At 60.1% G+C, this 13,366-nt stretch carries 12 protein-coding genes and 5 tRNA genes; 4 read left to right on the forward strand and 13 right to left on the reverse strand.

Annotated features, from left to right (window positions below; translation table 11 throughout):
- Nucleotides 1-65 precede the first annotated feature (65 nt).
- The 5 genes from dnaB to rpsF form a co-directional block, all read right to left on the reverse strand.
- Nucleotides 66-1,457, reverse strand: coding sequence for a replicative DNA helicase (gene dnaB, locus AAAX35_RS01355; protein WP_022094074.1), 1,392 nt, complete (start codon nucleotides 1,455-1,457; stop codon nucleotides 66-68).
- A 225-nt stretch (nucleotides 1,458-1,682) separates the two neighbouring features.
- The gene (gene rplI, locus AAAX35_RS01360; RefSeq protein WP_022094073.1) at nucleotides 1,683-2,222 is read right to left on the reverse strand and encodes a 50S ribosomal protein L9; all 540 of its coding nucleotides are present in this window, start codon (nucleotides 2,220-2,222) and stop codon (nucleotides 1,683-1,685) included.
- A 15-nt stretch (nucleotides 2,223-2,237) separates the two neighbouring features.
- A complete protein-coding gene (rpsR, locus tag AAAX35_RS01365; protein WP_006235829.1) occupies nucleotides 2,238-2,504 on the reverse strand; it encodes a 30S ribosomal protein S18 in 267 nt (88 codons plus the stop codon).
- A 72-nt stretch (nucleotides 2,505-2,576) separates the two neighbouring features.
- The gene (ssb, locus tag AAAX35_RS01370) at nucleotides 2,577-3,029 is read right to left on the reverse strand and encodes a single-stranded DNA-binding protein (RefSeq protein ID WP_006235830.1); all 453 of its coding nucleotides are present in this window, start codon (nucleotides 3,027-3,029) and stop codon (nucleotides 2,577-2,579) included.
- Nucleotides 3,030-3,077: 48 nt separating this feature from the next.
- Nucleotides 3,078-3,371, reverse strand: a complete 294-nt coding sequence (gene rpsF, locus AAAX35_RS01375; RefSeq protein WP_006235831.1) for a 30S ribosomal protein S6 — start codon at nucleotides 3,369-3,371, stop codon at nucleotides 3,078-3,080.
- A 494-nt stretch (nucleotides 3,372-3,865) separates the two neighbouring features.
- On the opposite strand from rpsF, the gene AAAX35_RS01380 reads away from it, so the two are divergent.
- From AAAX35_RS01380 to AAAX35_RS01395, 4 genes are all read left to right on the forward strand, one after another.
- Nucleotides 3,866-3,956 (forward strand) — tRNA-Ser (locus AAAX35_RS01380).
- A 48-nt stretch (nucleotides 3,957-4,004) separates the two neighbouring features.
- A tRNA-Ser gene (locus AAAX35_RS01385) sits at nucleotides 4,005-4,095 on the forward strand.
- Nucleotides 4,096-4,464: 369 nt separating this feature from the next.
- The gene (locus AAAX35_RS01390) at nucleotides 4,465-5,154 is read left to right on the forward strand and encodes a TRIC cation channel family protein (protein WP_229065363.1); all 690 of its coding nucleotides are present in this window, start codon (nucleotides 4,465-4,467) and stop codon (nucleotides 5,152-5,154) included.
- Between the two features lie 106 nt (nucleotides 5,155-5,260).
- Entirely contained in the window at nucleotides 5,261-6,406 is a 1,146-nt protein-coding gene (locus AAAX35_RS01395; protein ID WP_349116491.1) for a polymer-forming cytoskeletal protein, read from the forward strand.
- A 128-nt stretch (nucleotides 6,407-6,534) separates the two neighbouring features.
- Here the strand turns inward: AAAX35_RS01395 and typA are convergent, their stop codons facing one another.
- From typA to gyrA, 8 genes are all read right to left on the reverse strand, one after another.
- Entirely contained in the window at nucleotides 6,535-8,373 is a 1,839-nt protein-coding gene (gene typA, locus AAAX35_RS01400) for a translational GTPase TypA (protein ID WP_006235837.1), read from the reverse strand.
- Between the two features lie 117 nt (nucleotides 8,374-8,490).
- On the reverse strand, nucleotides 8,491-8,940 hold the full coding sequence (locus AAAX35_RS01405) for a hypothetical protein (protein WP_089572580.1): 450 nt from the start codon (nucleotides 8,938-8,940) through the stop codon (nucleotides 8,491-8,493).
- Between the two features lie 30 nt (nucleotides 8,941-8,970).
- Nucleotides 8,971-9,327, reverse strand: a complete 357-nt coding sequence (locus tag AAAX35_RS01410; RefSeq protein WP_349116492.1) for a hypothetical protein — start codon at nucleotides 9,325-9,327, stop codon at nucleotides 8,971-8,973.
- A 33-nt stretch (nucleotides 9,328-9,360) separates the two neighbouring features.
- Entirely contained in the window at nucleotides 9,361-9,861 is a 501-nt protein-coding gene (locus AAAX35_RS01415; RefSeq protein WP_349116493.1) for a bifunctional nuclease family protein, read from the reverse strand.
- Nucleotides 9,862-10,019: 158 nt separating this feature from the next.
- Nucleotides 10,020-10,096 (reverse strand) — tRNA-Ile (locus tag AAAX35_RS01420).
- Nucleotides 10,097-10,100: 4 nt separating this feature from the next.
- Nucleotides 10,101-10,176, reverse strand: a tRNA-Ala gene (locus AAAX35_RS01425).
- A gap of 67 nt (nucleotides 10,177-10,243) precedes the next feature.
- Nucleotides 10,244-10,320 (reverse strand) — tRNA-Ile (locus tag AAAX35_RS01430).
- Nucleotides 10,321-10,617: 297 nt separating this feature from the next.
- On the reverse strand, nucleotides 10,618-13,326 hold the full coding sequence (gene gyrA / locus AAAX35_RS01435; protein WP_349116514.1) for a DNA gyrase subunit A: 2,709 nt from the start codon (nucleotides 13,324-13,326) through the stop codon (nucleotides 10,618-10,620).
- Nucleotides 13,327-13,366 lie beyond the last annotated feature (40 nt).

The raw sequence follows: 13,366 nt of genomic DNA on the forward strand, positions 1-13,366 counted from the left end.
ACGCGCCACGCCGGCACGCAGAAGCACAAAACATTCCCAGTATACCCGTGCAACGGGCGCCTGTCCTACTCCTCGGCATGTGCCCCATCAAGCTCATAGAACTTGGTGGATGCCGGCAGGAACATCAGGTCGACGTCGCCGATCGGGCCCGAACGGTTCTTGGCCACGACGATACGCGTAACGCCCTCGTCGGGTCGATCGTCGCGCGAGGCTTCGGCCTCGTCGGCGGAGCGGTCCAAGAACATAACGATATCGGCGTCCTGTTCGATGGAGCCCGATTCACGAAGGTCGGAAAGCTGTGGGCGCTTGCCGGTACGGGATTCGACCTGACGCGAGAGCTGTGACAGCGCGATGAGCGGGATCTTGAGCTCCTTGGCCATGATCTTCAAACCACGCGACATCTCCGAGACCTCGACGGTACGGCTCTCGGAGCGGCGTCCCGGCGGAGGACTCACCAGCTGCAGGTAGTCCAAGATGATGATTGCCTTCTCCTTGTTATGGAGCATACGGCGGCTCTTGGCGCGAATCTCGGTCACTGTGGTGCCGGGCGTATCGTCAATCAGAATATCGAGCTTGGACAAGGTCTGCGTGGCCTCGTTGATATTGGCCCACTGCTCGGGGCTAATGCGGCCCATGCGGAAGTCACTGATCGAGATCATGGCGTAGGCGCAAATCAGACGCTGGGCAATTTCCTTGCCCGACATCTCCAGCGAGAAGAAGCCGACGGTATAACCAGCAGCGGCAGCGTTGAGCGCCAGATTCAGGGCGAACGACGTCTTACCTACAGCAGGACGGGCGCCGATGATGATGAGCTGGCCCTCGCGGAAGCCCATGAGCATGCGGTCGAGCGACGGGAAGCCCGTGGGCACGCCCGCAGCCTGGCCACCGGCCTGGCACACTTCCTCGGCCTCGTTATAGGCCTCGACCATAAACTCGGTCAGCGTCTTGTAGCTCGACTTGACCTCGCGTGCCGTAACCTTGAGTAGCTTGCTCTCGGCCAGCTCGACAACCTCTTTGGTGTCGGTGGGGGCGTTATATGCCAGCGCGTTGATCTCGTTGGTGGCGCCGATCAGCTCACGCAGCATCGAATCGCGGCGAACGATGGCGGCATGGTGCTGCCAGTTGACGAGCGACAGGGTCTGACCCATCAACTCCAAAATATACGCTTCGCCGCCCACGGCATCGAGCTTGTTGATGCTTCGCAGATAATCGATCAACGAGATGGAGTCGATGGGAATGCGGCTGTTGTACATATCGACCATCGCGGTATAGATGGTCTTATGAATGGGCCGGTAGAAGTCATCGGGCTGCAGCTCGACCTGGGCCTCTTCGACCACCTCGGGCGATAGCAGCATAGCGGCCAGTACATTGGCCTCTGCATCTTGGTTTTGGGGAAGACCCAACTTTGAGCCGCGGTCCTCAACCGTCAGCCCGGTCTCCCTATCGTCATATGCCATGAGCATCCTCATTCATATCGCTTGCGAGCATCCATAGTATCAGCCACGGTCCCAAAACGCGCCGCGCGCCGCCAATCATCACCGAACCAAACGGATGAACGGTCCTGTATATAGGACTTCGACGCAACGTTCACCATGACACTCGCTCAGCGCAAAAAAACAAAAGAGCGCCCTGGTTTCCCAGAGCGCCCTTCTTAGAACAAGATTGTTGCGTTGCAGCAAATGCTACTCGGCAGCAGCCTCAGTCTCGACCTCGGCGGTCTCGGCCTCGGCGACCTCAGCGGCCTCCTCGACCTCAGCCTCGGCAGCGAGCTCCTCGGCGGTAACGCCGACGAGAACGACAACCTCGGCCTTGATCTCGCGGTACAGCGAGATGGCAACGGTGTGGGCACCGGCAACCTTGATGGGCTTACCGAGCTCGACGCGCTTGCGGTCGATGTCCATACCGAGCTGAGCCTTGATGGCGTCAGCGATCATAGCGGCGGTAACGGAGCCAAAGAGGATGCCCTCGTCGCCGACCTTGACGTCAACGGTGACCGTCTTGCCCTCGAAGGCAGCCTTGGTCTCGTTGGCAGTAGCCAGACGGACGGCCTCGCGCTTGGCGATGTTGTTGCGACGCTCGTCAAGCTGCTTGAGGTTGCCCTTGGTGGCGGCAACAGCGAGCTTCTTGGGGAACAGGAAGTTCTCAGCGTAACCCTGAGCGACCTCTACGACGTCACCTTCGCCGCCCTTGCCCTTGATCTCATCGAGAAGAATAACCTTCATGATGCGTCTCCCTTCTTAGCCGCGGTCGCGGTTGCCACGAGAGGAAACCACGGGGACGGTGTACGGCAGGAGAGCCATCTCGCGGGCGCGCTTGATGGCGTTGGCGATGTCATGCTGATGCTGCGTGCAAGCGCCAGTGACGCGACGGGGCTTGATCTTGCCACGGTCGGTCATGTACTTACGGAGAAGCTGAGTGTCCTTATAGTCGATGAACTCAGTGTTCTCCTTGCAGAACTGGCAGTACTTACGACGCGGCTGACGTGCAGAAAAATCATTAGCCATGTCAAAATACCTTTCATTTGGCAACTTCGGCGAACCGAAGCCGCCTCTCACTCAAAAATAGGTGAACAACCCTTAGAACGGGATGTCCTCATCGTAGACGTCGACCGCGGGCGGCGTGGCCACCGGTGCGGCAGGACGTGCTGCGGGCGCGGGAGCTGCAGGGGCGTAACCGCCCTGATCGTAGCCACCCTGGCCACCACGGGAGCTCATAAACTCGATCTCATCGACGATGACCTCAAGCTTGCTCCGGCGCTGACCGTCGCGCTCCCAAGAGCTGTAGCGCAGCTTGCCCTCGATCGCGACCTTGTTTCCCTTTGCCAGGAAACGGCTCACGGCCTCGGCGCGGGTGCCGAACATGGTGCAGTCGACAAAGTTGGGATAGTCCTCCCACTCGCCAGTCTGCGCGTTGCGGCGACGATCGTTCACGGCGACGCCAAAGGACAGAACCTGGGTTCCGCCGGCGGTGGCGCGCAGCTCGGGATCGCGGGTGAGGTTACCGGTGATGTTCACTCGATTGATGCTCATAACTCACTACTTCCTCTTGGGGCACAAGCCCAGTCCAAAACGACAGTCTTACTCCTGGTCGTCGCGACGGACGATCATGTGGCGAACCACAGCGTCGGTGATGCGCAGGACGCGATCAAGCTCGGCGATCTGGGTAGGATCTGCGTGGAAGTTGATGAGGGTGTAGTCACCATCGGTGAGATCGTTGATCTCGTAGGCGAGCTTGCGCTTGCCCCACTCGTCAACGGAGTCGACCTTGCCAGCGCCCTCAGCGATCGTGGTATCGATACGCTTCATAACAGCGAGACGAGTCTCGGGGTCGAGCGACGGGTCAACAAAGAACAGCAGTTCATAAGCCTTCATATTGTCACCTCCTCTGGGCAAATGTGGCTTCAGGTCGTGAAGGTGCGCCTGAAGCAGGAAAAGACTTGGTAATAATATCTTTCAACCTCCTAGGCTGCAAGAATATGCAGCTACAACCTCATGACCTCCACATATGCCCATACTCGCACGACGTTTCATGCGCATTCCAACCAAATGCCGACCAAAAGCTTGACGGATCTGTGGACAAGATACGGTGCCGTGGGGACAAGCTGAGCCAAGTCGCAGGTCAACGGGCGCATGGTTGTGGTCTCAAAATGCATACCAGTGGTCTAATTGATCGCCAAAAAGATTTTAAATTCGTTTGCTCGTGGTCTATAAAGTCCTTTTTTGAGCAATTCGCATAGCATGATTTTGCTGGTCAGACTGCATGTGTCGCGCGTTTTAGGCACAGCGCGAGACGCTGTGGATCAAAAATGCCAACTTTTCTGTTTGCACTTTGCGATTCCTCGTGTATACTGACTTTCGCATTTAACGGAGAGTTGTCCGAGTGGCCGAAGGAGCACGATTGGAAATCGTGTAGGCGTCAAAAGCGTCTCCAGGGTTCAAATCCCTGACTCTCCGCCAGTTAATTCCAAAGCAGGCCTTCGAGCCTGCTTTGTTTTTACCCCACGCGGAGGGGTGGCAGAGTGGTTGAATGCGGCGGTCTCGAAAACCGTTTGGCCTGTATAAGGTCACGAGGGTTCGAATCCCTCCTCCTCCGCCATTTTGGTTGAGAAAGCTCCCGGGAATGGGAGCTTTTTTGTTTTGAGTCCCTAACAAGCAAATGCGGCGGAGGAGGAGGGATTCGAACCCGCCAGGGCGCGGAGCGTAAAGAAAACGCGCCCGTGGCGCGTTTTTAGCGCAGCGCGGTCGGCGCAAGCCGACCGGATAAATTTTGAGCGGAGCTCAAAATTTGGACATCCCTCCTATTCGACCACGCCCCCATCGCGTTCAGCATCAACCCGGATCCCCTAACATGGAACCTATGACCGTACCCAGTCCCGACCGTTTGCCGAGCAATAGGGTCGCAATCGGCGCCGAACATGTACTATGTACGGGCATTGTCTAAACCCGTAACTCAAAGGACCCCATCTTGCCCGTTGCCGCCGCTATGATCGTTACCGCACACGCCTCGGATGCCATGGTTGCCATCCCGTTTTGGCTCGAGATGTTCGCCGTCGTCGCGGCATCGATCTCGGGCGTGTTGGTCGCACGCGAGCACAAACTCGACCTGGTGGGCGCCGTCGCGCTCGCCGTGGTCTGTGGACTGGGCGGCGGTCTTTTGCGCGATATGACGCTGCAGGTGGGCAACGTCTACATCCTCAACCAACCGATGGCGCTCCCGCTCTCCATCGCCACCGCGGCCATCATCTACATCTTCCCGGCAATCGTCGACAAGCCCGAAAAGCTCATTCCCCTGCTCGATATCATCTCGGTGGGTATTTATGCGGCAACCGGCGCAGACAAGGCGCTGGTCTACGGCTTTGCGCCGGCGGTGTGCATCATGATGGGCTTTTTTACCGCGGTGGGCGGCGGCATGCTGCGAGATGGTTTTATGGGTGTGGTGCCGGGTATCTTCCAGCGCACCAACTTCTATGCCATCGCGGCCATCGCCGGATCGGCAAGCTATGTTTGCCTTGTCATGAGCGGCTTGGTCAGCAATGTCGTCGCACTGGTCGTTTGCGTCGTGGTGACCATGGGACTACGCTGGCTGTCGCTGCGCTTTGATATCAAAAGCCCCACCGAGGATGACATCGCACGCTTTTTGCACCGCAAAAAGTAGGTGGCGCGGGCTCATCCTTCGAAATGCAACCGAGAGGTTCTTTTAGAGCGCCCACGCGTTGGGTACCCTGTTAGGTGCATGTCGAGCATCTGACGAAGGATTCACTATGCCCTGTAATCAATTCCCGTCGACCCAGCGCCGTAAAGCGTGGGGCCGCATCACGATCTTATTCGCGCTCATCGCTCTAGCGGTCACCGCGCTTCCCACGGCGTCGTTCGCCGGCACGGACACCGCAGGCAACGTACTTGCGACCGACAATGACGCCAATTCGTCCGGCGTCGAAGGTGACCTGTACTGGGCAGGTCAGGCCCTCAACTTGGACGATGCGTCCATTGGCCGCGACATAATTGCAGCAGGCGAGAGCCTCTCCATCCGCGACTGCACGGTGAGCGGCGCCGTCCGCTTGGCGGCACGCACTATCGATATCGCCAAGACCACGGTTGATGGCAGCGTCACGGTCGTCGGTCAGCACGTTGTGCTCAATTCCGACAGCACCGCCAACTGTTTTTACGCGATAGGCGAGACGGTTGCCCTGCGCGGCTCTACCAAGTCGGCAGCGCTTGCGGGCGACACGGTGACCATCGATGGCACCGTCGAGGGCGATGTCGAGGTTTGGGCCGACAAGCTCATCCTGGGCAAGAACGCCCACATCACCGGCACCGTGAACGCGCACGTCTCCGAGGACCCCGAGCGTGCCGCAGGAGCCGAGGTAGGCACGCTCAAGATCGACCGCACCGTGAACGAGGATACTTCCACCGTTAACGATGTCATCGGCGGTATCGTCGCCGCGGCACTCTCGACCTGCTTTGTCGCTCTGCTGCTCGAGCTCGTCTTTCCGCGCGCGACCGCCAGCGCCGCCGGCATGCTCCACCAGCGCCCCATGCCCCTGTGGGTGAGCGGTCTTCTGGGCACGATTGCTATCGTCCCCGCCGTCCTACTGCTAATTATCTCTATCGCTGGTCTGTCGCTTGCCGGAGCCCTCTTGTGCGGCGTTATCGGCATCGCGTTGGTGTCGAGTGCCTTTGCGGGGTGCGCGATCTCCCGCATGGTCGGACACAACCAAAACCGCTACGCCATGGCAGCCGTGGGCGGCGTAATCGCAGGCGCCCTCACGGGGCTTCCCCTCGTAGGTGACTTCATCAGCGGCGTAGCCTTTGTCTTTATGCTCGGCTACGTTATCCAGATCATCTGGCGCAACGCCCACCTCAAGCCGCAGCAGCCGGCTAACACGCCAGGACTCCCCGCCGCTTAGCCGCCAACCACCATAAAGGGGCCAGGCACCTTTGTGGTGGTGCAGACCAGCTCAGTCCCTGTGCACAAAAAGGGCGCCGACCATCGCGGTCGACGCCCTTTCTTGTTAGTCGCTATAAAGCCCAGCGCTTATTTGTTGACCTGACCGGCGCGGACGGCAGCCTTCTTGCGGTCGGTGGCGTTGAGCAGACGCTTGCGCAGGCGGATGTTCTTGGGAGTGATCTCGACCAGCTCGTCGTCGGCGATGTACTCCAGCGCCTCCTCCAGCGAGAAGGTGCGGGGCGGCACCAGCTGGACGGAGATATCGGAGGTCGAGGAACGCTGGTTGCCCAGGTTCTTGGTACGGGCGATGTTGACGACCATGTCGCCGGCCTTGCTGCGCTCGCCCACGATCATGCCCTCATAGCACTCGGTGCCCGGCTCAACGAACAGCTGGCCGCGCTCCTGCAACGTGCCCAGAGCGTAGGCGACGGCCTTCTCGGTGGTCATAGAAATCATGGCGCCGTTCTGACGGTTGCCGATCTCGCCGGCATAGGGACCATACTCCAGGAAGGTGTGGTAGAACACGCCCTCGCCGTGGGTGACGTTCATGATGCGGTTCTTAAGACCCATGATGCCGCGCGTCGGGATTTTGAACTCGAGGTGCGTCACGATGCCCGAGGTGTCCATGCTCGTCATGATGCCGCCGGAGGTACCGAAGACCTCAACGACCTTGCCCGAGTACTCGTCCGGGCACTCGACGACGGCCTGCTCGACAGGCTCCATCTTGTTGCCGTTCTCGTCCTTCTTAAACAGAACGCGGGGACGGCCGACCTGGAACTCAAAGCCCTCGCGGCGCATGGACTCCATCAGGACGGACAGGTGCAGGATGCCGCGGCCAGAGACCTCGACGCCGCTCTTGTCCTCGAGCTCCTCGATCTTCATGGTCACGTTGTTCTCGGCCTCGTTGAACAGGCGCTCCTTGAGCTGACGGGCGCCCACGATGTCGCCATCACGGCCGACGAGCGGGGAGGTCGAAGCCTCAAAGACGATGGACAGGGTCGGCGGGTCGATCTCGATGGGCTCGAGCTCGACAGGGTTCTCGGGGTCGGTGTAAACATCGCCGATATCGGTGCGGTCAATACCCACGACAGCGGCGATATCGCCGGCGCCGACTTCCTGGCACTCGGTGCGGCCCAGGTAGTCGAAGGTAAAGAGCTGCTTGACGGTAGCGGTGGCGCTGGAGCCGTCGTTCTTCACAACCAGAATCTGGTCGCCCTGGTGGATGGTGCCAGAGTACACGCGGCCGATACCGATGCGACCGACGAAGTTGGAGTGGTCGATGGTCACGCACTGCATGGCCAGCGGGGCGTTCTCGTCAACCTCGGGCGCAGGCATGTCGTCGATGATCATGTCGAGCAGCGGGTACATGTCCATGTTGCCGTCGTTGGGGTCAAGGCGGGCAAAGCCATTCATGGCGCTGGCGTAGACCACGTGCTCCATGGCGAACTCAAGCTGGTCGTCGGTGGCGCCCAGGTCGGCCATGAGGTCCAGGCAGTCGTTGTAGGCCTTCTCGGGATTGGCGCCCGGACGATCGATCTTGTTGATGACGATCATGATCTTAAGGCCGGTGTCGATAGCGTGACGCAGCACGAAGCGGGTCTGGGGCATGGGGCCCTCAAAGGCGTCGACCAGCAGCAGGGCGCCGTCGGCCATACGCAGCACGCGCTCGACCTCGCCACCAAAGTCGGCGTGGCCCGGAGTGTCGATGACGTTGATCTTGACGTCCTTGTACTCGATAGAGATGTTCTTGGCGAGAATCGTAATGCCGCGCTCGCGCTCCTGGTCGTTGGAATCCAGGACGCGGTCCTCGACCTGCTGGTTGGCACGGAAGGCGTCCGTGGCACGCAGGAGCTTGTCGACCATCGTCGTCTTGCCGTGGTCGACGTGGGCGATGATGGCGATGTTCCTCAGATTGTCTACGCGCATGTAGTTCCCCTATCTTCTATCTATATACAACCGGCACGCGTATGCGACCCACCCAGCAACGCAACGCTCGGCGGGAATATTGAGCCTTTTACCGAAAACTCGTTTATTTTAGCGATTTTAGATGAGAGGGGTTTCCTCACCTGCAGGTTCAGGGTCGCTCCACATAAAACCATCGCCGGCGCCCATGCCCTCATACAGCACATATGCCGAAAAACCACTCTCGAGCGTGGTTTCGAAGAAGCTCACGAGCAGAGCATCGTGATAGCCGCCGTCAATCTCGACGCAGCCGGTGTAGCCGATGGCATAGCGAGCGATACGGCCCAGGCCCTCGTCCTTAAGACCCATCTTGTGCTCGGAGATAAAGTTGGTGGCCGCCTCGAGGCACGCCTCTTCGCCATCCTCATCGAGCGCCGCCAGATAACGGTTGGAAGCGGCGTCCTCAATTGCCACGACCACGCCAGGGTTTTCACCGGCGGCAAGGTCGTCCAAGAACGCGCCGATCAGATCGCACACCATGGCGTCGAGCTCGGCGGAGACGTTGCCGGCGTCCTGCATATCCTGTGCCATCTTTAGACCTTCCCATCGAGTCTGGCGTCGTTACAGTTCTTGTGCCTCGGCGGCGATCCTGGCGGCAGCGTCGCGGGCGCGCATCATGTCCGCTGCGCGCTTGTCGAGCACCTTGATCTGACTGGTCAGCATTACCGCATCGACCACGCCCCAGATCACCAGGCCCGTAGAGATCGAAAACCCAAGCGCACCAACTGTACCACGAAGGCGCGAGCAGATTGCCGCAACAAGGGCGGAGATGACAACCATCTTGATAAACGAGCCGCGGCGTTCGCGAAGCGTGCGGGCCTGCGTCACATAGGCAATGCGAGCCGCCTCAGAAGCCTCCGAGCGCATCTGGGCCTCGCGGACGATTGCAGCCGCCTCAGCCGACATACCGCCGGCCATCAGCGAACGCTCCGCAACCTGGACGCCCCGCATTTAGAAGTCATCGGGGGAGAGCGTATGGACGAACTCGTCGAACTTCTCGAACTCCTGCTCGTCGTCGACTTCCTCGGCGTGGGTAGAAACAGTGCCCAGGCGATTCATGATGTCGTCCTCCACAAACATGGGGGCATTGCTGCGCACGGCAAGGGCAATGGCATCACTGGGGCGGGCGTCGATCTTGCGCTCGTCACCATCGGCCAGTACGACGATCGTCGCGTAGAACACCGGCGGCTCGGCGCGAACGATCTCGATGCGCTCGAGCTTGGCGCCCAGGGCGCCAACAGTATCGAGCAACAGGTCATGGGTAATCGGGCGCTCGGCGCGGCCGCTATCGATGCCGCGGCTGATGGCAGCGGCTTCAAACGAACCAGTCTGAATGGAAAGGGAACGCCGCGGCGCGGGCGAGTCCGATTTGCTGCAGCGCTCGCGAAGCACGATAAGCGATGGCACGGGACCGGCGGCCATGACGATGGTCTCTATGTCGACACGAACCATGGAACACCTCCGGTACGTAGCGGTTAACACGCGGCAGTCCGCCGCATTGAATAGCTATACTACCCAATCTTTCGCACAGCACACAAAACCAAAATGAGATTTATCGCAGACAAGAAAAAAGCCCCGAGGCAATGCCCCAGGGCTCTTCACAGTTTTGATGGTGGACCTGACAAGATTCGAACTTGTGACCTCCCGGTTATCAGCCGGACGCTCTAACCAACTGAGCTACAGGTCCATCATGGTGGAGGTTAGGGGGATCGAACCCCTGACCTCAGGCTTGCAAAGCCCGCGCTCTCCCAGCTGAGCTAAACCCCCACGGAGACAGTAATAAACACCCCAGCGGCGACTCGGCTCTCGCTGGGGTGTTTATTGCGAAAGAAAGTGGTGGACCTGACAAGATTCGAACTTGTGACCTCCCGGTTATCAGCCGGACGCTCTAACCAACTGAGCTACAGGTCCATCGCGCAAGGGATATATTAGACGAGTCGTTACGCGCGCGTCAACAACTTTTTTGAAAATCTTTGGGAGGGGTGGTCGCTGGGCTGGCGAGATGGTTTTGGTTTGCTGCTCGGACAGTTCTGCGCAAGACGAAGGCCACATTAAGTGGCCTTCTTTGCGTGCGGAACTCGCGACAAACCAAAACCACCTCGCCAGCCCAGCGACCATGGGGTCCCAAGGTTTTCAAAAAAGCGGTCGGCGCGCAGTGCGCCGACCGCCGATATATGGGGTCTGATATTTTCTACCAGCTAGGGCCTCTTACTCGTCGAGGAGATCTTCTGGCATGTCGTTGCCGTCGCCTAGATCGACAGGGGTTTCTTCGGAAGCAGAGCCGTTTTCTGTGGCTTCGCCTTCGGGCTTTTCCTTGGCTGCCGTCATGCGGGCTACGGCGCATACGCGGTCGTTGTCGTCGACGGTCATCATCTTGACGCCCTGGGTGGCGCGGCCGGTCTGGCTGATCTCGTCGGTCTTGACGCGAATGACCGTCGCGCCCTCCGTCACGATGAACAGCTCGTGCTGCGGGCCCACCGTCTTCATGGCCGCGAGGTTACCCTTACGCTCGGTCATTTGGATGGTGTAGACGCCCTGGCCGCCGCGATTCTGCTCCGGGTAGTCCGCAACCGGCGTGCGCTTGCCGTAACCGCGCTCGGTGATGACGAACAGATCGCCGTTGCCGTTAGTGACTTCCATGCCCAGAACGCTCACGCCGTCCTTCAGACCGATACCGCGAACGCCGCTGGTATCGCGGCCGGTAGCGCGTACCTGCTCCTCGGAGAACATGATCGCCTTGCCCGCGGTGGTGGCCAGGATAATCTTGTCGCCCTCGCGCACGCGGCGCACGTTCAGCAGCGCGTCGTCGTCACGCAGGTTGATAGCGATCAGGCCGTCGCGACGGCTGCGGTCATATGCGCTCATCACGGTCTTCTTGACCATGCCGCTCTTAGTGGCAAACATCAGGTACTCGTTGGCCGGGAACTCGCGGCAGCTGATGACGCTCGCGATCTTCTCGCCGTCCTCAAAGGGCAGCAGGTTGACGATCGCGGTACCGCGCGCCTGACGCGTGCCAACCGGCAGCTCGTGCACCTTCAGGCGATAGACCTTGCCCTTGCTCGAGAAGAACAGCACGTACTCGTGCGTGGATGCGATAAACATCTCGTCGATAACGTCGTCCTCTTTGAGGTTGACGCCCGACACGCCCTTGCCGCCGCGCTTTTGGGCGCGATAGGCGGCCACCGGGATGCGCTTGACGTAGCCGGTGTGGGTGATGGTCACGACCATATCCTCGTCGGCGATGAGGTCCTCGACATCCAGGTCCTTCTCAACCTGGCTGATTTCGGTACGGCGCTTGTCGCCAAACTTCTTGGAGATCTCGCGCATCTCTTCCTTGATGACGCCCAGAATCTTCTCCTCGTGCGCCAGCAGGTCCTCGTAGTAGGCGATGGCGCGGCGCAGGCCGTCCAACTCTTCTTGGATCTTGTCGCGCTCCAGGCCGGTCAGGCGGCGCAGCTTCATCTCGAGGATGGCCGTGGTCTGCTCGGGCGTAAAGCCAAAGCGTTCGATCAGTCGGCTGCTGGCCTCGGAGTCGGTCTGCGAGGAGCGTATGATGCTGATGACCTCGTCGATATGGTCAAGGGCCATCAGGTAGCCCTCGAGGATATGCGCGCGGGCCTGGGCCTTCTTAAGGTCGAAGCGGGTGCGGCGGGTGACGACGTCGACCTGGTGGTCGATGTAGTGCTGCAGCATCTCGCGCAGGCTCAGGCATTTGGGAACGCCGTTGACAAGCGCCAGGTTGTTGGCGCCAAAGGTCGTCTGCAGCGAGGTGTACTTATACAGATTGTTGAGCACGACCTGCGGAATGACGCCCTTCTTGAGCTCGATGACCAGACGGATGCCCTTCTGGTTGGACTCATCGCGCATATCCGAGATGCCCTCGATGCGCTTGTCGTTGACGAGCTGGGCGATCTTCTCCTGCAGGGTGCCTTTGTTGACCATATAGGGAATCTCGGTAAAGACCAGGCGGCTGCGACCGGTCTTGGTGGACTCCACGTGTGCCTTGGCACGCACGGTAATGGAGCCGCGGCCGGTCTCGTAGCTCTGCTTAATGCCGGCGCTGCCCATGATGATGGCGCCGGTGGGGAAGTCCGGACCGGGCATGATCTGCATGAGCTCGTCGACGGTGGCGTCGGGGTTGTCGATCAGGTAGCAGGTGGCCTCGATCGCCTCGGTGAGGTTATGCGGGGCGATGTTGGTGGCCATGCCGACGGCGATGCCCTGGCTGCCGTTGACCAGCAGGTTGGGGAAGCGCGCAGGCAGCGCCACGGGCTCGGCGAGCGATTCGTCGTAGTTGGGCTGCCAGTCGACGGTATCCTTCTGCAAGTCACGCAGCAGTTCCATGGCGGGCTTGGCCAGGCGACTCTCGGTGTAACGCATGGCTGCCGCGCCGTCGCCGTCGATGTTGCCGAAGTTGCCATGACCGTCGATGAGCGGCGTGCGCATGGAGAACCACTGTGCCAGGCGGACCATGGCCTCGTAGACCGCAGAGTCACCATGCGGGTGGTACTTGCCGATAACTTCGCCGACCGTCCAGGCCGACTTCTTGTGCGGGCGGTTGGGGTAGATGCCGCTCTCGTTCATCGCGTACAGAATGCGGCGGTGCACCGGCTTTAAGCCGTCGCGCACGTCCGGCAAGGCGCGCGCCGTGATGACCGACATCGAATACTCGATGAACGACTGCTTCATCTCGCGGCCAAACTCCGAAATCTGGAGCTGGCCGCCGTTGATATCCTCGCCGGCCGAGGCGCCACGGTCGACTTCGCCAAAGCTCTCCTCGAGCTCGGCGTCGTCTTCTTCTTCCTCATCATCGGCATCGGGATTATAGGCGTCCGGGTCGCCGTCCTCGCCCTGCTCAGCACGAGCGAGCAGGCGCTTCAGATCATCGGGCATGCCGGCGTCGCTGGCCTCGTCCATACCCTCGTTATTGTTGATATCGTCTGCCACGTTACCTCCT

Origin of the sequence: Collinsella sp. CLA-ER-H11 (assembly GCF_040092445.1) — a bacterium.
GTDB lineage: Bacteria > Actinomycetota > Coriobacteriia > Coriobacteriales > Coriobacteriaceae > Collinsella.

Bases quoted from the DNA above. Each gene is read 5' to 3' on its own strand.
- dnaB (WP_022094074.1), bottom strand. From the start codon at position 1,457: ATGGCATATGACGATAGGGAGACCGGGCTGACGGTTGAGGACCGCGGC.
- rplI (WP_022094073.1), bottom strand. From the start codon at position 2,222: ATGAAGGTTATTCTTCTCGATGAGATCAAGGGCAAGGGCGGCGAAGGT.
- rpsR (WP_006235829.1), bottom strand. From the start codon at position 2,504: ATGGCTAATGATTTTTCTGCACGTCAGCCGCGTCGTAAGTACTGCCAG.
- ssb (WP_006235830.1), bottom strand. From the start codon at position 3,029: ATGAGCATCAATCGAGTGAACATCACCGGTAACCTCACCCGCGATCCC.
- rpsF (WP_006235831.1), bottom strand. From the start codon at position 3,371: ATGAAGGCTTATGAACTGCTGTTCTTTGTTGACCCGTCGCTCGACCCC.
- AAAX35_RS01395 (WP_349116491.1), top strand. From the start codon at position 5,261: ATGCCCTGTAATCAATTCCCGTCGACCCAGCGCCGTAAAGCGTGGGGC.
- typA (WP_006235837.1), bottom strand. From the start codon at position 8,373: ATGCGCGTAGACAATCTGAGGAACATCGCCATCATCGCCCACGTCGAC.
- AAAX35_RS01405 (WP_089572580.1), bottom strand. From the start codon at position 8,940: ATGGCACAGGATATGCAGGACGCCGGCAACGTCTCCGCCGAGCTCGAC.
- AAAX35_RS01410 (WP_349116492.1), bottom strand. From the start codon at position 9,327: ATGGCCGGCGGTATGTCGGCTGAGGCGGCTGCAATCGTCCGCGAGGCC.
- AAAX35_RS01415 (WP_349116493.1), bottom strand. From the start codon at position 9,861: ATGGTTCGTGTCGACATAGAGACCATCGTCATGGCCGCCGGTCCCGTG.
- gyrA (WP_349116514.1), bottom strand. From the start codon at position 13,326: ATGGACGAGGCCAGCGACGCCGGCATGCCCGATGATCTGAAGCGCCTG.